Below are 18,371 nucleotides of genomic sequence, written 5' to 3'. Positions count from 1 at the left end.
GAGACGGGGACGACGGGCCGTCCGCTCTCACCGCCCCGCGTCCCGCACGCAGCGGAACCCGGTGTGGCCGCTGGAGCTGTCCGGTGTGTTGGCGCTGCGGGCGGCGACGCGGTAGCGGTTGCAGTAGGACCGGTGGCACATGTGGGAGCCGCCCCGGATGACCCTCGCCGTGCCGTCGGCCGGGCCTGTCGGATTGGTCGTCGCAGGGCCGTCGTGGTCGGTGGACCACCAGTCCGCGCACCACTCCCAGACGTTGCCGGACACGTTGTACAGGCCGTACCCGTTGGGTTCGAAGGCGTCCACGGGGGCGGTGCCGCGGTAGCCGTCGGCGGCGGTGTTCTTGGCGGGGAAGGTGCCGCGGAAGATGTTGCAGCGGTACTCGCCGGACGGGTTCAGCTCGTCGCCCCACGGATACCGCTTCTGCTCCAGGCCGCCCCTGGCCGCGTACTCCCACTCGGCCTCGGTCGGCAGCCGCTTGCCCGACCACCGCGCGTAGGCGGCGGCGTCGTGCCAGGACACGTGCACCACCGGATGGTCCGCGCGGTCCTCGACCGTGCTGCCGGGGCCCTCCGGCCGGTTCCACGCCGCCCCGCCCACCCCGCACCACCACGGCGTGTGCTCGGGACGCGGCGCGCCGCGCCGCAGCGCGCCGGGCAGGAAGGAGGCGAAGACGTACGACCATCCGATCCGCTCGGCGTCGGTGACGTACCCGGTGTCGGCCACGAACTCCGCGTACTGCTCGTTGGTGACCGCGTACGCGTCGATGCGGAACGGGTCCAGCCGCACCGCCCGCACCGGGCCCTCCCCGTCCGCCGGGAAACCCTCCGCGTCCTCGGCCCCCATGAGGAACTCGCCGCCCGGCAGCAGCACCGTCCCGTCGGTCCCGGCCTCCGTGCGCCGCCCGGCCGGGGGCGAGGGCAGCGGCCGTACGGACTCGGCCGAATGCCCGGCCGACGGCATGCAGCAGCGGCCCGGCGGGGTGGACTGATCGGTCATCGCTTCCAGGTTCTTTCTCTCGTCGCGATCCCCGATCCTCGCAGGCCTTCCTGTCAGGACGGCGCCTCGCCGGGAGCGTCGCCGACTGCCCCGCACACCTCGCCTCGACGCCGTGCCCGCGCAGCGTCAGCCACGGCCGAGTGGCCCGCTACACCAAGGGCGCGCTGATCTCGATCGCCCGCTGGGCGGCCGCCAGTGCCTGTTCGTCGCCGACGTCCAGGGCCGTGTCGGTGAGCTTGATGACGTGCTCGTCGCCGTGTGCCAGGGCGCGTTCCACGACCTCTTCCGCCGTCAGGCGCGCCGGGGGCGTGTAGGTGACGGGCTCGGCGGGGGCGTACATCGCGGTGACCGCCGCGGACGCCGTCCAGGCGGCGTGCAGGCTGGGGGCCCACAGGTCGCGGGGCAGTGAACCCAGCGTGCGCAGCACCGCGTTGGGTGCCGTCGCCGCGTGCACGAGCATGGTCTCCTCGCCGTGCCCGTGGGTGGCGTACCGGTGGGTCGCGGCCTGCACCAGTTCCGTCAGGCGCTCCCGGGCCGTGTCCGGGTCGCTCACTTCGCCCGCCCACAGCGGGAGTCGGCGTACCGCGGCCAGCCGCGCCGGGAATCCCATCGGACCCTCGGCGATCGCGGGGACGGCGTCGAGGGAGGCCGCGGCCGTCGGCGCGCCGGGCAGGGTGGTGATGCCGGAGACGGGGTGGTGGCGGGCCGCCCAGTAGCCCAGGGCGTGGGCGAGTTCGGTGCGGCGGGGTGCGTTCTCGCCGGATTCCAGGGCGCGCACCGCGTGGCCGGTCCGGATCACGGGATGCGTGGAACCGCCGTACATGCCCGGCAGCAGGCGCGGCCACCACTCGGCGAGGACGTCCCGCCACGGACGCTCCGCGAGCGTCCGCGTGAAGTGGTCGATCCAGTCCGCGGCCCGGCGTGGATCGCCCAGCGCCGTGGGCCAGTTGGCGTCCGTCACGGGTTCGAGCCTGTCGGGGAAGTCCTCCAACTTGTCGTGGTACAGGTCCAGCCAGCGGTGCACGGCGCCCGCCTGTCCGTGCGCGGCGAGCGCCTCGACGACCATCGGAGCGTGGTTCGTGAGCCGGCCGAGGCGCTCCGGTCCGGTGGCGTGGACTCGTTCCAGGGCTTCTTCGAGCTGTCCGCTCGTGTCGGTGGTCTGCATGGGAACGACGCTAGGCACCGGCCCGCGGCCCGGGATCGGGCGCGGGAACCAAGCCCGGCACGCTTCCGGACCTAGATCCCGAGGACCAGGTCCACGCTGTGGTGTCCGGTTCCGTCGGCCGGTACGACGGGTGCCGCGGCCCGTCCGTCGATCGTGCACGCCCGCACCCGGCTGCCGCCGCCGCTCAGCGTGAGGTCGAGCGTCATGTCCCGGTAGGCCAGCCCGCGCAGGCTCACCGCACCCCACCCCGGGGGCAGACACGGCCGCAGCCGTACGGCGTCCTCGGTGAAGGTCAGCCCGAACAGACCCTCGTTGACCAGCCGCAGGTACGCCGTCGCCGACCAGGTCTGGTCCGGCTGCGAGACGAAGTGCTCGGCCCGCCCGCTGCCGCCCTCCTGCCAGCCGCCGTCGACGGCGCCGGTCACGGAGTCGTACAGCTCGTAGAAGTCGTCGTCGCTCGCCGAGACGAGAGCGGCGAGGCGGTCGACGGCCCGCTCGAACAGGTCGGCGCGGCCCGCGCCGGCGGCCGCGTTCCCGTACAGGCCGTGCACCATCGGCCACACCATGACGTTGTGCCGCCCCGGTCCGCTGTCGTCGAAGCGCGGGAAGTGCGGCCAGACGTTGACGATGCCGTGCGGCTGCCAGTGAGTGCCGTCCAGGAGCAGCCGGGCCCGTCGCGCGTCGGCGACTCCGCACAGGACGGCGAGGGCGAGTCCGGCACCCTCCTGGGAGGTGTCGACGTGCCCGTCTTCGCGGACGAAGTAGGCGTACGTGCCCGCGTCCTCCCGCCACAGATGCCGGTCGACGGCCTTCCGGAGGCGCGCCGCCTCTGCCTGCAGCGACACCGCCCGCGTCGGCTCGCCCAGGGCGTCGGCCATGTCCGCGAGCGCCGAAAGGGCGCTGTAGTAGAGGCAGTTCGTCGACAGGCACATCAGGCGTTCGGTGCCCGGATGGTCGAGGACGAAGGACGAGTGCGCCTGGGCGGAGGCGGGCGGGCTCGGGTAGCCGGAGATGCCGTCGTTCATGAATCCGGGCCCCCGGAACAGGCCGTAGGCCGGGTCGAAGTCGCTCGTGCGGCGCGCGGCGAGGGTGTTGGCGGAGGTCTCGTGGGCCCGGGTCAGGAAGACGCGGTCGCCGGTGACCCGGTAGTGGTGCAGGGCGGCCACGATCCACACCACCTGGTCCCACCACTGGTCGTCCTGCTGCACGACCAGTCCGCCCGGACCCCGGTCGACCACCGACCACAGGGTGTTGCGGCCCACGGCCGGCGCGAGCAGGCTGACCCCGCTCCACGCGTTGACGGCCGCGTCCCGCGTCCACCGCTGCGGCGCCGGATAGCCGCCACCCGCCCGTACGACCGTCCCGGGCGGGTAGGCGAGCAGCCCCGCCCTGTCGTACACGGACGGGTCGGCGTCGATGGTGTGCCTGCCGGCGAGGGTCGCCAGCGCGGTCGAGTACAGGGTGCCGAGCCGGTGCTGGACGGCCGGGTCGGCGAAGGCGAGGGTGGGCATGGTGTAGCCGTTCCCCTGCGCCGCGGTCCGCGCACTCGCGGCGCCGAGAACGGTCACCGCGGCCAGGAAGCCCCGTCGGGAGAGCCGTCCGCGGCTGCTCCGTTCCTCGACCGGCATGCTGCGTCCCTCCTGTCTCCCGGAGCCAGGATGACTCCGGGAGCTGTGGAACGACGGCCGACGAACGGTCCCGGTGTCAGGCGTTCGGGTCGAACGCGATGCCGGACGGCTTCGCCGAGGAGAGGTGCGAGGCGAAGCTGGCGTCCTTGAGGCCGAAGTTGGCGCTGCCGAAGTCGTACGCGCTGAGCTTGTCGCGCAGGCCCGCCGGGTAGCCGTTCCAGCCGACCAGCGGCGGGTACTGCCAGGTGTGCTTGTCGTTCTCCGGCGGCTCGTCGTTCGAGTTCGCCAGCCGGAAGCAGTGCGTGCTGATGCCGTCCTTGTGGTAGACGATCTTCGGGTGGCCGCCGTCGAAGCGGACCTCGGAGGCGGCGTGCACGGTGAACGAGCCGTGGTTGGACGTCGACACGTACTTGATCTGGCCGTCCTGCACCCAGACCACCACGTGCTCCCAGTCGTGCCGGTGCCCGCCGATGCTGCTGCCGGAGATGGCCTGGTCCTTCTCGAAGTACAGGCCGTACATGTAGGCGCACCAGCCGTTGTTGCACTTGTAGCGGGAGTAGCTGTTGGTGTTGTCCAGGTCGGACGCGTCGTGGCACTCCCCGTTGAGCGAACCGGTGGGCTTCAGACCGCCGTTGATGGTGCCGTCGGGGCCGATCGCGGGGGTCGGGTAGCAGCCGTCCGTGTCGTAGTCGAAAGCCGGCTGGTACGTGAACTCGGCGGCCTCGGCATTGGCCGGCAGCGCCGTCGGCGGCGCCGCGAAGGCGGCGGACGGAAACGCCACGACGAGCACGGCGGCACCGGCCAGACCGGTCAGCCATCTCCTGCGGTTCACCTTGAACTTCGCTGACGACACTGCGTCCTCCTCCTGGTCCGGGCGCAGCCCAACGGCTGTGGGGGGCAAGGGAGTTCAGCATCGCGGCATTTCACTTCCGGGCCAAGAGGCCACAGGCGTACCAGTGGTGAAGCACAGCCCAATATTCGGATGGTGACGGGGCGTCAGTGGGTGGTGTCGTCCGGGAGGTCGGCCGCCGCGTCCTCCGGCGCGAGGTCGGGCCGCAGCCGCAGCCAGGACGGCTGGCGCAGCAGACCGGCCCGGGTGCGGGTGCTGTAGCGGACCTCGCCGACGAGCCGCGGCACGACCCAGTGCGCACCGGCGACCCGCGGGGCGGGGTCGAAGGGGCACACGTCCGTCGCGGCGGCCGCCAGCAGCTCGGCCAGCCGGCTGCGCTCGGTCTCGCTCCAGCCGGTGCCCACACTGCCGACGTACCGAAGGCGTTCGCCGGCCCGCTGCCCGACCAGGACCGCGCCGGGTAGGCCCGACAGCCGACCCTTGCCGGGCAGCCAGCCGCCCACCAGGACGTCCTCGGTGCGCATGTTGCGGATCTTGATCCAGTTGCGGGAGCGCACCCCGGGCTCGTAGACCGAGTCGAGCCGTTTGCACACCAGTCCCTCCAGACCGTGTTCCCGGGTGGCCCGCAGGGCCTGCTCGCCGTGTCCGACGAGGGCGGCGGGCGTGGACCAGAACGGGCCGTCCAGACCGAGTCCGTGCAGCAGCTCCCGGCGGTGGGTGTAGGGGAGCGGGGTGAGGTCCCGGCCGCCGAGATGCATCACGTCGAACAGCACCAGATGGACCGGCACCTTCGCCGCCTGACGTGCCGCCCTGCCGGGTGAGTGCACCAGGCCCATGCGGGACTGCAGCAACTGGAAGTCGGCGCGGCCCCGTTCGTCGAGCGCCAGCACCTCGCCGTCCAGCACGGCGGACGTCGTCCCCAGCGCCGTGCCGAGCGCGTGCAGCTCGGGGTAGGCGCCGGTGATGTCCTCCCCGGACCGGGCACGCAGCAGCACGCCACCGTCCCCTTCGAGGTAGGCCACCACACGCTGGCCGTCCTGCTTGGTCTCGTAGGCCCAACGGGCGTCCTGCGCGGCGGGCGGCAGGCGGCCCGGTGTGGCCAGCATCGGCGGGATCAGAGGGAGCGTCACGGGGTGAGATGTCGACGGCCCCGCCGACCGTCACGCGCCCTGCCCCCGGGTTTCCCCTGAACGGCGCTGTCCGAAGAAGGCCGGGCCAGGGTCGTCCGACCGTTCCTGCCCGGTCCTGTCCGCCACCATGCCGTCGAGGCGGTCTTGCCCGGTCCCGTCCACCCGCATGCCGCCGAACCGCTCCTGCCCGGTCCGTCCGCCACCATGCCGCCGACCCGGTCCTGCTCGGCTCCCGTTCGCCCGAAGTCGCCGAACGGCGCTGCTACAGACTGCTCGCCGGTGTCAGCAGGTCCTCCAGGCCGACGCGGCGGAAGAACTCCACCCGGATGCGGTCGGCCACGGCGGACACCACCTCGCTGCCGTCGCGGCTCGGGTCGACATGGAGCCGGAACGGGCGCTCGCCCGGCGGGAGTTCCACGCTGCGTACGACCGCCTCGGCGACCTTGGCCACGTCCGCGTCCGGCGGTATCAGCCGCGCCAGCCGCTCGTTCACGTCGTCCATGAGCGTCTTGTACCGGGCGTCGTAGGCGGTCGCCCGCTCGCCGTCGGCCGGTGTGCCGGCGTGCGCGAAGTGGTTCGTGCCCGAGGTGAAGGCGCCGGGCACCACGATGGTGGTGTCGATCCCGAACCGGACGACCTCGGCCGCGTAACTCACCGCGAGGGCGTCCATGGCGGCCTTCGCCGCGAAGTACGGGGCGAGGAAGGGCGGGCAGCCGCCGCGGGTGCTGGAGGAGCCGATCCACACGAGGTGGCCGTGCCCCTGCTCGCGCAGCCGGGGCAGTGCCGCGCGGTTGACGCGCTGGGTGCCGAGCACGTTGGTGTCGTACACGTCTGCCAGCTGCTCGGGGGTGAAGGCCTCGGCCGGGCCGAGCACCATGTGCCCGGCGTTGTGCACCACCACGTCCAGGCGCCCCTGCTCCGCGACGACCCGGGCGACGGCCGCGTCCGCGCTGTCCTGCCGGGTGACGTCGAGTTCCACGGCGCGCAGGTCCACGCCGTGCTCGGCCGCATGGGATGCGAGGTCGGCGGCGGCTCCGGCGTTACGGCTGCCCAGGGCGCGCATGCCCGCGTAGACGGTGTGGCCGTGCGCGGCGAGCGCGCGGACGGTGAGGGCGCCGAAACCGCTGGAGGCGCCGGTGACGAGGACGACCTTGCTGTCGTTCATGACTGTTCCTCTCGGATCCTGTCGGAATCCTCTGGATGGGGGTTGCTGTGCAGGGCGACGGCGGTGAGCCGTCAGATGATGCCGCCGTTGGCCCGCAGCACCTGGCCGTTGACCCAGTGGCCCTCGCGGCCGGTCAGGAAGGCGACGACGTTGGCTATGTCCTCCGGCGTGCCCAGCCGCTCCAGCGGCGCCTGTCCGGCCAGCCGGGCGACGGTCTCCTCGTCCTTGCCGTCCAGGAAGAGATCGGTCGCGGTGGGGCCGGGCGCCACCGCGTTCACGGTCACGTCACGGCCGCGCAGCTCCCGGGCGAGGATCAGCGTCAGGGCCTCGACCGCGCCCTTGCTCGCCGCGTAGGCGCCGTAGCCCGGGAAGGCGAGGCCCACCACCGAGCTGGAGAAGTTGACGAGCGCTCCGCCGGGCCGCAGCCGGCGCGCGGCCTGCTGGTCGACCACGAAGGTGCCGCGGATGTTGGTCCGGTACAGGGCGTCCAGCTCGCCGAGGTCGAGCTCCGCGACCGGGGACAGCGGCATCCGGCCGGCCGCGTGCACGACCGCGTCGACGCCGCCGTACGTGGCCTCCGCCAGGTCGAACAGGGCGGTGACCTCGGCCTCGTCGGCGACGTCCGCGCGGGCGGCGTACGCCGTGCCGCCGGCCGCCTCGATCCCGGCCACGACGTCGTCCGCCGCGTCCTTGTTGCCCGCGTAGCCGACGACGACCGCGAAGCCGTCGGCGGCGAGCCGCTGGGCGACCTGTCGTCCGATGCCGCGCGAACCCCCGGTGACGATCGCGACACGCCGGTCCTGCTGGGGCTGAGAGGTCATGACTGCATCCTTTGTTAGCGCTGCTACGACTGCTTCGTATCGACGATAACACGGAATCGTAGCGTCGGTACAGTCAATTCGTATCGGCGTTACGGATGGCGTACCTTGTACCCATGGATGCGAGGGAAAAGATCCTGGAAGCGGCCACCGAACTGCTGGCCGAGGCGCCGGCCGCCGATGTCTCCACCCGTGCTGTGTGCGAGAAGGCCGGGGTGGGGGCGCCGATGCTCTACCGGCTGTTCGGGGACAAGGCGGGGCTGCTGGCGGCCGTCGTCGACCGGGGGTTCGAGGAGTACCTCGCCTCGAAGCGGGCGGCCCGGCCCAGCGGCGATCCGGTGGCCGACCTCAGGAGCGGCTGGGACAACCACATGCGCTTCGCCCTGGAGCACCCCAACCACTACCGGCTGATGTACTCGCCCGAGCTCACGGTCCCGCCCGCCGCCGCCCAGGAGGCGCACGCCCTGCTGCTGGAGATCCTGGAGCGCTGCGCGGCCGCCGGACGGCTCACCGTCCCGCCCGCCCTCGCCACCCGGATGATCATGTCCGCCAACGTGGGCGCGGCCCTGTCGATGCTCACCAGGCCCGAGCAGTACCCGGACCCGCGGTTCTCCGAGCGGCTGCGCGACGCCCTGCTCGGCACGCTGACCCGGCCCGCCGAGAGCGAGCAGGCGGGGGAGCAGGACGGTCGGGACAGGGCCGTGCCCGTCGCCGCCGCCACGCTCGCGGCCCGGCTGCGTGCCGAGCAGTCCCCGGTGTTCACCCCCGCCGAGTCGGCGCTGCTGGAGCAGTGGCTGGACAAGCTGTCCGCCGGCTGACGCCTCAGCGCTCGCTGCGCGGCGGGGCCTGCACGAGCCCCGACTGATAGGCGATGACGACGAGCTGGGCGCGGTCGCGGGCGCCCAGCTTCGTCATCGCGCGGTGCACGTGGGTGCGTACGGTCAGCGGGCTGACGTAGAGCTTCTCGGCGATCTCCTCGTTGGAGTGGCCCTCGGCCACCCAGGCCATCACCTCCCGCTCCCGAGCCGTCAGCGCGGACAGGTCGTCGGACGCCGCCAGGCGCGCGCCCTGTGCCGGGGCGGTCAGAAAACGCGCGATCAGCACGCGCGTGGCGTGCGGCGAAAGCAGCGACTCGCCGGACGCGACCGTGCGGATGCCGTCCAGGAGGGCGTCGGCGGTCACGTCCTTGCCGAGGAACCCGCTCGCGCCGGCCCGCAGCGCCTGGGCGACGTACTCGTCGATCTCGAACGTGGTGAGGATCAGCACGCGCGTGCCCGACAGTTCCGGATCGGCGCAGACGACGGTCGTGGCGGCCAGGCCGTCCGTGCCCGGCATCCTGATGTCCATCAGGACGACGTCGGGGCGGTGGATGCGGGCCAGGTCGACCGCCTCGGCACCGTCGGTGGCCTCGGCGACCACCTCCATGTCCGCGCAGGAGTCGATCAGGATCCGGAACGTGGCCCTGAGCAGGGCCTGGTCGTCGGCGAGCAGCACGCGGATGGTCATGGTGTCCATTCTTGTCGTCTCATGGCTCGCGTTCCTCGTGTCACGGAGCGATCGGGTACAGGGGCAGCCGGGTGGTCACCTCGAAGCCGCCCGTCGGCCGGTGACCGGCCTGCAGGGCGCCGCCGACGGACCGGGCGCGCTCACGCATGCCGATCAGTCCGAAACCGTGGCCCGGGGCGGGTTCGGCGGGCGCGACGGAGGTGCCGTCGTCGGTGACGGTGATCGTCAACTGGTCGTCGCCGTAGTGGAGATGGACGCACACGTCCTTCGCCGCGGCATGCTTGGCGACGTTGGTCAGCGCCTCCTGCACGATGCGGTACGCCGTCAGGTCCACGCCGGGTGTCAGCGGCCGGGGCGACCCCTCCGTGCCCACCCGGACGGTCAGGCCGGTGCCGCCGAACGCGTCCGTCAGGTCGGCGAGCTGGGCCAGCCCCGGGCTCGGTGCCAGCGGCGCGTCCGGGTCGTCTCCCTGGCGCAGCACGGCCACGGTCGACTTCATCTCGCGCAGCGCCGAGGACGTCGTACCGGCGAGATCGGTGAGGATCCTCTGGACCTGCTCGGGATGGGTGCGGGCGAGATGGGCGGCCGTGCCGGCCTGGGCGTTGGCCAGGGCCAGGTGGTGGGCGACGACGTCGTGCAGTTCGCGGGCAATGCGCATGCGTTCCTCGGCGACCCGGTGCCGGGCCTCGTCCTCCCTGCTGCGCTCGGCGTACTCCGCGCGGGCCTGGACGGCCTCCAGATAGGCCTCCTTCATGCGCACCGTGCTCCCGGTGGCGACCGGCAGCACCAGCCAGGCGGCCGGGCCGAGCGTCTTCAGGGGCCAGGGATGGTCGTTGGGGTCGACCGCGAAGGCCGGGATCACCACGGCGAAGAGGGTGGCGAAGAAGAAGAGCCTTGTGGTCCTGCGGTCGGTGTCGATGGCGAGCCGGAACAGGGCGAGCATGACCGGGCCCAGCAGCAGCGGGGTGAGCAGATGGCCCAGCGCGCCGGCGCAGGCCGCGGCGAGCGCGGTCACCGTGACGACGGTCCGGGGGTGGCTGCGCTGCCAGAACAGTGCCGTGCAGGAGGCGGCCGCCAGCGCGATGGTCGGCAGCACCGAGTCGTCGCGGTGGGCGCCGGGCACCTGGACCTCGCTGCCGAAGAGGAAGGCCGCGAACAGGAGCGCGGCCGTCATCGTGTCGACGGTGCGGACGTGGTCGTCCGCGTAGCGCTGCCAGGGGATGCTCATGGCGTAACTCCGGTCGTGGTTCCTGGGGCCATGGTGGGCGATGCCCACCGGGAACGGCGGGCGAGGGTCGCCCGTGTCCGGCGACACGGGCGACCCTCCCGGGGGGATGGGGCGAAGGTCAGAGACGGGCGGCCTCCCGCGCGTCCGGCTCGGCGGAAGCCGGGGCGGCCAGGGCCCGGTGGGTCAGCCCCTCGCCCCCGATCACCGGCAGCACCCCGTCCAGCGACCGCGACAGCCGGCAGGCGGCCTTGCCGAGCAGGGCGAGGACCGCCGTCCCGCCCGGGCGCTCGCCTCGTCGCCCTTCGTGCCGGGCAGCCGCTGCTCCAGCACGTCGAACGCCTTCTGCGCCTCGATGCCGGGCTTGGTCGAGGTCCAGTCCCCGGCGGCAGGCGCGGTCACCGCGCCGGTGCCCACGCCGACCGGTCGGCACAGGAATGCGGCCATGGAACGGAGGTCTCCCCATCTGGTCTCGGGTACCTCCTCAGACTCGCGGCACGGGCCCGTCACGTCGTCGTGCGGCTGCCGACAATCGCCGCTACTGAGAACGCAGTACGGGCCCGCGCATCCGTCATCCCCGAGCACGAGGGGCACGGCCCGGACGGTGGTGAAGCGGGCTACACCATGGGTTCGGGAGCGCACTCCATCGAGCCGCCCCTCCCGCCCCGGCAGGGTTGTCGGTACACGAACAGCCCACCCCTCCCGGAAGGAAAACCCATGCAGTCCCTGCTGGCGTCGCGACCCGTGCTCTGGTTCCTCTTCCTGTTCAACCTGGTCGTCGCCGCGCTCGCCCCGTTCGTCGTCGACGGCGCCCAGGGCGTCCTGACCTGCGTCGGCATGGGAGTCGTATCGCTCGGGGCGGGCGTCAGCCTGCTGCGGACCCGCAAGCAGCCGGCCTGAGGGCCGCCGACCGTCGGCCGGCGGCCCTCGCCGGGCAGCGGGCTCAGCCCACCTTGGAGGCGTCGGCCGCCGGCTCGGCGACCGCCGGAGCCGTCGGGGCCCCGGTCACGGGACGGCGGCGCGGGATGAACGACGCCACGACGAAGGCCAGCAGGGCCGCACCCGCACCCAGGCCCATGACGACCTTGAAGCCGTCCTCCGACGGCAGCGCGTAGCCGCCCAGGCTGATCGTCATCTGCGACAGGACGACACCGGCGACGGCGCTGGCGCACGACGTACCGATCGACCGCATCAGCGTGTTGAGGCTGTTGGCGGCCGCGGTCTCCGACGGGTCGACCGCACCCATGATCAGCGCGGGCATGGCGCCGTACGTGAAGCCGATGCCGGCGCCGATCACGCAGGAGACCACCACCAGGTGCCAGACCTCGGACATCAGCACGATGTTCAGGCCGTAGCCGGAGGCAACGATCAGGGCGCCGATCATCAGCGTCACCTTCGGACCCTTGGCCTTGGAGACGGCCGCGGAGACCGGCGCGAACGCCATCATCACCAGACCCGAGGGTGCCATCACCAGGCCGGCGGTCAGCAGCGACCTGCCCAGGCCGTAGCCGGTCTGGGTGGGCAGTTGCAGCAGCTGGGGCAGCACGAGCGACATCGCGAACATCGAGAAGCCGATCGCGATCGACGCCAGGTTGGTCACCAGCACCTGACGGCGGGCCGTGGCGCGCAGGTCCACCAGCGGCTCGGAGGTGCGCAGTTCGAAGAAGCCCCACGCGAGCAGCACCACGACCGCCGCGGCGAACAGACCGAGGGTGGTGCCGCTGGTCCAGCCCCAGTCGGCGCCCTTGGAGATCGCCAGCAGCAGCGACACCAGCCCCGCGGCCATGCCGACACCGCCGACCACGTCGAAGCGGCCGCCCGAACGCACCCGGGACTCCGGCACGAACAGCACGACGAGCACGAGCGCCACCGCGCCCATGCCGGCCGAGCTCCAGAACAGCACGTGCCAGTCGAAGTGGTCCGCGATCAGTGCGGCCGTCGGCAGCCCCAGCGCGCCGCCGACGCCCAGCGAGGCGCTCATCAGCGCGGTCGACCCGGCCAGCCGCTCGGCCGGCAGTTCGTCCCGCATGATGCTGATGCCCAGCGGCACCACGCCGGAGGCGAGCCCCTGCACCGCCCGTCCGACGATCATCGGCACCAGCGACTCGCTGAGCGCGCACACCACCGAGCCGGTCACCAGGAGCACGACGCTGACCAGGAGCATCCGGCGCTTGCCGAACATGTCGCCGAGCCGTCCCACCACCGGCGTCGCCACCGCCGCCGCCAGCAGTGTCGCGGTCACGGCCCAGGCGGTGTCCGAAGCGGGAGCGTCCAGGAGCTTCGGCAGCTCCGGAACGATCGGGATGACCAGGGTCTGCATCAGCGAGACGACGATGCCGGCGAAGGCCAGCACCGCCACCACGGCGTTCGACCGCGGAGCGGCCGCATCACCCGCGTCCGCAGGTCTGGGAAGAGCGTCGGACATGAAGGGTCCTCCATGGGGACGTGGATCCGTCGGGAATGTGAGTGCGCGGGGACGTGCGGGGAGCCGGGAAACTTCGCCGGCTTTAAGTCAGGCGCTTGACTTACCTTAAGGGCTCGGTTTGCCTGATCGTGCAGCGACCGCCGGATCCAAGGAGCGCGTATGTGCCCGAGCCAGGACCGAGAGCCCCTGAGGTATCCGTTGCACGGCAGTACGGCGCTGGCGGCGCCCGGCGAGTGGGACGTGCTGCACGAGCGGTGCCCGTTCGCCCGCGTCACGCTGCCCAGCGGGGACGAGGCGACGCTGCTGACCCGGCACGAGGACGTCCGGCAGGTGCTGGCCGACCCCCGCTTCACCAATGTGCTGCGGGCCCGGGACGCGGCCCGGATCTCGGACGAGGAGTCGGGCGGGGTGTTCGGCAGCGACATGGCGATGGCCATCCCGGCGCGTGGCGAGACGCACCGGCGCTGGCGGCAGGCCGTCGGCAGATGGTTCACCGCCGAGCGCATCGCCACGCTGCGACCGGGCATCGAGGCGATGGCCGAGAAGCTCGTCGACGACATGGTGGCGCACGGCCGTCCGGCGGACCTGCGCACCCATCTCGCCTACCCGCTGCCCGTGTGGGTGATCTGCGACCTCCTGGGCGTCCCGGCCGCCGACCACGACCGCTTCGCGTACTGGTCCGACGTCCTGCTCAATCTCAACCGCTACGGCCAGGACGAGATCGAGCAGGCCCAGGACGACTTCGTCGACTACATGGCCGCGCTCGTCTACACCAAGCGCGAGACCCCGAGCGCCGACCTGCTCAGCGACCTCGTCATCGAGTGGGACCCCGACCGCGAGCCCATGTCCGAACGGGAACTGGTCTTCACCGGCCAGGCCCTGCTGGTCGCCGGCCACGAGACCACCACCAACGTCATCGGCAAGACCGTGGCCCTGCTCCTCGCTGACCGCCGACGCTGGGAGCGCCTCCTCGACGACCGCTCACTGGTGCACTCCGCGGTCGAGGAGGCGCTGCGCTTCGACGCCGACCCCGGCGTCGGCGTACCGCGCTACCTCGACGAGGAGGCCGAGATCGCCGGCCATGTGCTGCCGTCCGGCACGACCGTGATCTGCTGCACGGCGGCCGCCAACCGGGACGCGACGGTCTTCGACACGCCCGGCGAGATGGTCCTCGACCGCAGCCCCAACCCTCACCTCGCCTTCGGCACCGGACCCCACTCCTGTCTGGGCCAGGCGCTCGCCCGCGCGGAGCTGCAGACCGTCCTGCACGTGCTGTTGCGTAGGCTTCCGTCGCTGGAACTCGCCGCACCGGCGGCGGACCTGCGACGGCTCGAGGGGCTGGCCGTCGGAGGGCTGAGCGAAGTCCCGGTGCGGTGGTGAGGATGACCGGCAGGACGGTACGGGCGGAACAGGTCAGCGCGACCCGGGAGCTGATCCTGACCGCGGCCGAGCGGCTGTTCGCCGAGCGCGGTGTGAACGCGGTCTCCAACCGCCAGGTCAGCGAGGCCGCCGGACAGGGCAACAACACCGCGGTCGGCTACCACTTCGGCACCAAGGCGGACCTGGTCCGTGCCATCGTCCGCAAGCACACCGTCCGCATCGAGGAGATCCGCGCCCGGCTGCTGGCCGGGATCGGCGACTCGCCCGGCGTACGCGACTGGGCGGACTGCCTGGTGCGTCCCATGCCCGAGCACCTCGGCCGGCTCGGCGGGCCCACCTGGTTCGCGCGGTTCTGCGCCCAGGTGACCACCGACCCGGCGCTGCACCAGATCATGATGGAGGAGTCCCTCGCCTCCCCGTCCCTGCGGCAGTGCATCGACGGGCTGAACCGCTGTCTGCCCGACCTGCCCCCCGAGGTCCGCGCGGAGCGCGGCGAGATGGCCCGCCACCTCATCGTGCACATGCCCGCCGAACGGGAGCGGGCCCTCGCCGAGGGCCGCCCGACCTCCCGCTCGAACTGGGACGACGCGGCCACCGGGCTCGCCGACGCGATCATCGGCCTGTGGCTGGCGCCGGTGACGCCGGGTCGGTGAGCCCGTGGGGCGCGGCCGACCTTCAGCCGGCCGTGCCGAGCGCCTCCAGGACCGCGTCGGCCATGCCCCGCTCGCCGCGCTCGTTGGGGTGGACGGACGCGGCGGCGGCGCGGGGGACGAGCGGCTCGATCCAGCGCTCGCCCTGCGCCGAGCAGGCGTCGCGTCCCACGGAGGGCGTGTACGTGTCGACGTAGCGGACCCCCGCGGCCTTGGCCCGAGCGCGCAGCATCGCGTTGAGCTGCTGCTCCTTCTCGTGCAGATACGAGACGTCGCCGGGCGCCAGCCCCATCGCGCGCCCGCAGCCGGAGCTCTCGGCGGGCAGGATCGCCGGGTAGCCGACGACGTACACCCGCGCCTGCGGCGCCCGCTGCCGGACCTCGCCGAGCGCCAGGGTGAGCTGTTCGTCCGCCGCCCGGATCTTCTCCTGGACCTCGTCGGTGCCCCCGGACACGTACCGCTCACGGCACGGCGCGTCGTCGCCGTCGGCCCGTTCGCCCCCGCCGAGCGCGTAGTAGATCACCCCCTGCTGCACGCACTGCTTGATCATCGAGCTGAACCCGATGTCGTTCCCGCCGATCCCGAGGGTGACCAGGCGTGTCTTGCCGGACAGGGCCGAGAGCTGGGCGGGGTTGGCGCCGTCGTCGGTGCCCTGGACGCCGGTCAGGTTGCCGATGGTCGCGCCGCTGCAGCTCACATCGCGGAAGTCGGCGGACTTCAGGCCGAGTCGGCGGGCGACCAGCGAGGGGTAGTTGCGGTCGGAGCGGTCGCAGCCGGCGGGACTGCCGCTCTGGTCGGGGATCTCCGGGCCGGCCGTGTACGAGTCGCCCAGCGCGACATACGGGCCCTTCGGCGCGGGCCCGTCCGAGTCGTCGTGGTGCGCGATGCCGACCGCGGTGCCCAGCACCCCGAAGGCGAGGGCCCCGGCCAGCCCGGCCCGTACAGAGTTCTTCATGGCCATGTCCTGCTCTTCCGTCTCGGAGGTGTCCGTCCGGTGCCGAAGGGCGCGGCCGGACGCGGGAAACGCCGCACGTCGCTCGGCCGGGGGAGCGGGCGGCTGGACAACCGAGCAGGAAGGGTTGCTTGCGTAAGGCAAGCATAGTTAGATTACTTGAGTCAAGCAATGGATTGATTTACTTGAGTTAGGCAAGCAGAACGGTAAGGTGACCGACATGCCTCCCTCGTCGCCGAACGGCACCGTCAGTGAGCGCCCGGCCCTCGCCCGCGGAGCGGGGCAGCATGTGCTGGTCGTCGCGGGTGAACCGGAACTGGCCGAACTGCTGTCGACCACCCTGGAGTTGGCGGGCTACCGGGTCAGCCAGGTCGACACCGGCACCGAGGCCATGGCGCGGGCCGTGCGGCAGCGCTACGACCTCGTCGTCCTCGACGCGACGCTGCCGGACGTTGCGTCCCTGGGCCGGGGCCGGCGACCGCCCGCCGCCCACCGTCCGCCGGTGCTCTTCCTGACCGCCTTCGACTCCCTGGACCGGCTGCTGCCCGAACTGGGCCTGGGGGAGAAGGACTACGTCACCAAGCCGTTCCGGGTGGCGGAGGTGCTCGCCAGGATGCAGGTCCTGCTGCGCGGCCCGAACCCCGGCCCGCGCAGGGACGCGCTCGCCTACGGCGACCTCGCCCTGGACGACGCCCGATGTCAGGCCAGGCGCGGGACGCGGGCGCTGGAACTCACCCCCGCCGAGTACCGGCTGCTGCGCCACCTCCTCGTCAACGCCCACCGGGTGCTGTCGAAGGAGCAGATCGGCCGCTACGTCTGGGGCGACTTCCGCGGCGACAACGCCATCGAGCAGCTCGTCTCCCGGCTGCGCCGCAAGGTGGACCGGGACGATCCCCCGCTGATCCAGACCCGCCGGGGCTTCGGCTACTGGCTGGGGAGCGCCGACGCGGAGACCTGAGGGGCTCGAAAGCAAACACTCGGGGGCGGATGTGCGAACTTCGTGGAGGGCGGCCTTGTGCCGCCCTCTTCGTGATGTGCGCAGTGCGCGTCGGACCTTCTGGGGATTCTCAACTCCACCCGCCCGCAAGGGGGTTGTCATGCAGCCCTCCCGCAGAAGAGTACTCAACTCGCAATGTGATCCGGGTCACGTCAGGTTCCCGTCAGGTGTCTGTCCGGAGTGCGTCAGCCCCCTCTGTTTGCATGTGCTCATCCCGGAGTCCCCCACCACCGAGGAGAGACCATGGCCCAGACGGCGGACGTCGTCCCCGAGTTCCCCATGCCGCGCGCCTCCGGCTGCCCCTTCGACCCGCCGCCCGCCCTCCAAGAGCTCCAGAAACAGGGCCCGTTGGTCAAGGTGCGGCTGCAGGACGGCAGCGAGCCCTGGCTCGTGACCCGCTACGCCGAACAGCGGGCGCTGCTGGGAGACGCCCGGGTCAGCGCCGACAACACGATGCCCGGCTACCCCACCAAGGGCGACGGCGGCGGCGGGGAGAACGGCGAGGACAAGTTCAGCTTCATCATGCTGGACGACCCCGAACACGCCCGGCAGCGCCGGATGGTCACGGCGCCCTTCGCCATCAAGAGGATCGAGGCGCTGCGGCCCACCGTCCAGAAGATCGTGGACGGGCTGATCGACGACATGCTGGCCGGCCCCCAACCGGTCGACCTCGTCGAGGCGTTCGCCCTGCCGATCCCCTCCCTGGTCATCTGCGAACTCCTCGGCGTCCCCTACGACGACCACGAGTTCTTCCAGGACAACACCAAGACCATGGTCCACCGCGACGCCACCCCCGCCGAGCGCGGCCAGGCCGTCCGGGCCATCGCCGAGTTCCTCTCCGGACTGCTCGTCGAACGGCGTGCCGACCCCCGGGACGACCTGCTCTCCAGCATCGCCGGACGCGTCACCGCGGGCGAGATCGACCACCGGCAGGCCACCGAGATGGCCCTGCTCATGCTGTTCGCGGGCCACGAGACCACCGCGAACATGATCGCCCTCGGCACCGCCGCGCTCTTCGAACACCCGGACCAGCTCGCGCTGCTGCGCGAGTCCGACGACCCCAAACTCGTCGCCTCCGCGGTCGAGGAACTCCTGCGCTACCTCAACATCACCCACCTGGGACGCCGGCGCGCGGCCGTCGAGGACATCGAGATCGCCGGGCAGGTCGTCAAGGCCGGCGAGGGCCTCATCTTCACCAACGAGATCGCCAACCGCGACCCCGAGGTCTTCGCCGACCCCGACCGCCTCGACATCACCCGCGACGCCCGCCGGCACGTCGCCTTCAGCTTCGGCGTCCACCAGTGCCTCGGTCAGCCCCTGGCCCGGATGGAGCTCCAGGTCGTCTACGGCACCCTCTACAAGCGCATCCCCACGCTCAGGCTCGCCTGCCGGCCCGAGGACGTGAGGTTCAAGCACGACGCGTTCATCTACGGCGTGCACGAACTGCCCGTCGCCTGGTGACGGCTTCCCGTCCCGCAACAGAC

At 72.2% G+C, this 18,371-nt stretch carries 18 protein-coding genes; 6 read left to right on the top strand and 12 right to left on the bottom strand.

What is annotated here, in order from left to right; translation table 11 throughout:
* Window positions 1–27: 27 nt before the first annotated feature.
* The 7 genes from MQP27_RS21950 to MQP27_RS21920 form a co-directional block, all read right to left on the bottom strand.
* Window positions 28–996, bottom strand: a complete 969-nt coding sequence (locus MQP27_RS21950) for a formylglycine-generating enzyme family protein (protein WP_242766998.1) — start codon at window positions 994–996, stop codon at window positions 28–30.
* Window positions 997–1,144: 148 nt separating this feature from the next.
* Complete coding sequence (locus MQP27_RS21945; protein WP_242766997.1) at window positions 1,145–2,161, bottom strand: questin oxidase family protein; 1,017 nt, start codon at window positions 2,159–2,161, stop codon at window positions 1,145–1,147.
* A gap of 71 nt (window positions 2,162–2,232) precedes the next feature.
* On the bottom strand, window positions 2,233–3,789 hold the full coding sequence (locus MQP27_RS21940; RefSeq protein ID WP_242766996.1) for an MGH1-like glycoside hydrolase domain-containing protein: 1,557 nt from the start codon (window positions 3,787–3,789) through the stop codon (window positions 2,233–2,235).
* A 76-nt stretch (window positions 3,790–3,865) separates the two neighbouring features.
* Entirely contained in the window at window positions 3,866–4,642 is a 777-nt protein-coding gene (locus MQP27_RS21935) for an NPP1 family protein (RefSeq protein WP_242766995.1), read from the bottom strand.
* Between the two features lie 143 nt (window positions 4,643–4,785).
* Window positions 4,786–5,769 carry a non-homologous end-joining DNA ligase gene (gene ligD / locus MQP27_RS21930; RefSeq protein ID WP_242766994.1) on the bottom strand — a complete coding sequence of 328 codons (984 nt, stop codon included), beginning with the start codon at window positions 5,767–5,769 and terminating at the stop codon, window positions 4,786–4,788.
* A 262-nt stretch (window positions 5,770–6,031) separates the two neighbouring features.
* Window positions 6,032–6,934: an SDR family NAD(P)-dependent oxidoreductase gene (locus MQP27_RS21925; protein WP_242766993.1), complete on the bottom strand. Its 903-nt coding sequence runs from the start codon at window positions 6,932–6,934 to the stop codon at window positions 6,032–6,034.
* 71 nt (window positions 6,935–7,005) lie between these two features.
* Window positions 7,006–7,755: an SDR family oxidoreductase gene (locus MQP27_RS21920; protein WP_242766992.1), complete on the bottom strand. Its 750-nt coding sequence runs from the start codon at window positions 7,753–7,755 to the stop codon at window positions 7,006–7,008.
* A 113-nt stretch (window positions 7,756–7,868) separates the two neighbouring features.
* Here MQP27_RS21920 and MQP27_RS21915 point away from each other — a divergent pair, with 113 nt between their 5' ends.
* Window positions 7,869–8,570, top strand: coding sequence for a TetR/AcrR family transcriptional regulator (locus MQP27_RS21915; RefSeq protein WP_242766991.1), 702 nt, complete (start codon window positions 7,869–7,871; stop codon window positions 8,568–8,570).
* A 4-nt stretch (window positions 8,571–8,574) separates the two neighbouring features.
* On the opposite strand, the gene MQP27_RS21910 is transcribed toward MQP27_RS21915, so the two are convergent.
* From MQP27_RS21910 to MQP27_RS21900, 3 genes are all read right to left on the bottom strand, one after another.
* Window positions 8,575–9,258 carry a response regulator gene (locus MQP27_RS21910; RefSeq protein WP_242766990.1) on the bottom strand — a complete coding sequence of 228 codons (684 nt, stop codon included), beginning with the start codon at window positions 9,256–9,258 and terminating at the stop codon, window positions 8,575–8,577.
* 40 nt (window positions 9,259–9,298) lie between these two features.
* Window positions 9,299–10,486 carry a sensor histidine kinase gene (locus MQP27_RS21905; RefSeq protein WP_242766989.1) on the bottom strand — a complete coding sequence of 396 codons (1,188 nt, stop codon included), beginning with the start codon at window positions 10,484–10,486 and terminating at the stop codon, window positions 9,299–9,301.
* Window positions 10,487–10,687: 201 nt separating this feature from the next.
* Window positions 10,688–10,930: a hypothetical protein gene (locus MQP27_RS21900; protein WP_242767166.1), complete on the bottom strand. Its 243-nt coding sequence runs from the start codon at window positions 10,928–10,930 to the stop codon at window positions 10,688–10,690.
* 270 nt (window positions 10,931–11,200) lie between these two features.
* Between MQP27_RS21900 and MQP27_RS21895 the strand changes: the two genes are divergently transcribed.
* Complete coding sequence (locus MQP27_RS21895; protein WP_242766988.1) at window positions 11,201–11,383, top strand: hypothetical protein; 183 nt, start codon at window positions 11,201–11,203, stop codon at window positions 11,381–11,383.
* A 43-nt stretch (window positions 11,384–11,426) separates the two neighbouring features.
* Here MQP27_RS21895 and MQP27_RS21890 read toward each other — a convergent pair whose 3' ends face one another.
* Window positions 11,427–12,908, bottom strand: coding sequence for an MFS transporter (locus tag MQP27_RS21890; protein ID WP_242766987.1), 1,482 nt, complete (start codon window positions 12,906–12,908; stop codon window positions 11,427–11,429).
* Window positions 12,909–13,067: 159 nt separating this feature from the next.
* Between MQP27_RS21890 and MQP27_RS21885 the strand changes: the two genes are divergently transcribed.
* Entirely contained in the window at window positions 13,068–14,288 is a 1,221-nt protein-coding gene (locus MQP27_RS21885) for a cytochrome P450 (protein WP_242766986.1), read from the top strand.
* A 2-nt stretch (window positions 14,289–14,290) separates the two neighbouring features.
* Window positions 14,291–14,941 carry a TetR/AcrR family transcriptional regulator gene (locus MQP27_RS21880; protein WP_242766985.1) on the top strand — a complete coding sequence of 217 codons (651 nt, stop codon included), beginning with the start codon at window positions 14,291–14,293 and terminating at the stop codon, window positions 14,939–14,941.
* A gap of 22 nt (window positions 14,942–14,963) precedes the next feature.
* On the opposite strand, the gene MQP27_RS21875 is transcribed toward MQP27_RS21880, so the two are convergent.
* The gene (locus tag MQP27_RS21875) at window positions 14,964–15,899 is read right to left on the bottom strand and encodes an SGNH/GDSL hydrolase family protein (RefSeq protein ID WP_308289966.1); all 936 of its coding nucleotides are present in this window, start codon (window positions 15,897–15,899) and stop codon (window positions 14,964–14,966) included.
* A 211-nt stretch (window positions 15,900–16,110) separates the two neighbouring features.
* Here MQP27_RS21875 and MQP27_RS21870 point away from each other — a divergent pair, with 211 nt between their 5' ends.
* Together MQP27_RS21870 and MQP27_RS21865 are read left to right on the top strand one after the other, a co-directional pair.
* Entirely contained in the window at window positions 16,111–16,848 is a 738-nt protein-coding gene (locus MQP27_RS21870) for a response regulator transcription factor (protein ID WP_242766984.1), read from the top strand.
* 282 nt (window positions 16,849–17,130) lie between these two features.
* Window positions 17,131–18,348 carry a cytochrome P450 gene (locus MQP27_RS21865; protein ID WP_242766983.1) on the top strand — a complete coding sequence of 406 codons (1,218 nt, stop codon included), beginning with the start codon at window positions 17,131–17,133 and terminating at the stop codon, window positions 18,346–18,348.
* Window positions 18,349–18,371 lie beyond the last annotated feature (23 nt).

Source organism: Streptomyces cylindrosporus (genome assembly GCF_022698165.1).
Taxonomy (GTDB): domain Bacteria; phylum Actinomycetota; class Actinomycetes; order Streptomycetales; family Streptomycetaceae; genus Streptomyces; species Streptomyces cylindrosporus.
The sequence above is the reverse complement of the archived record's forward strand: the minus strand, read 5'-3'. Positions and strand labels throughout refer to the sequence as shown.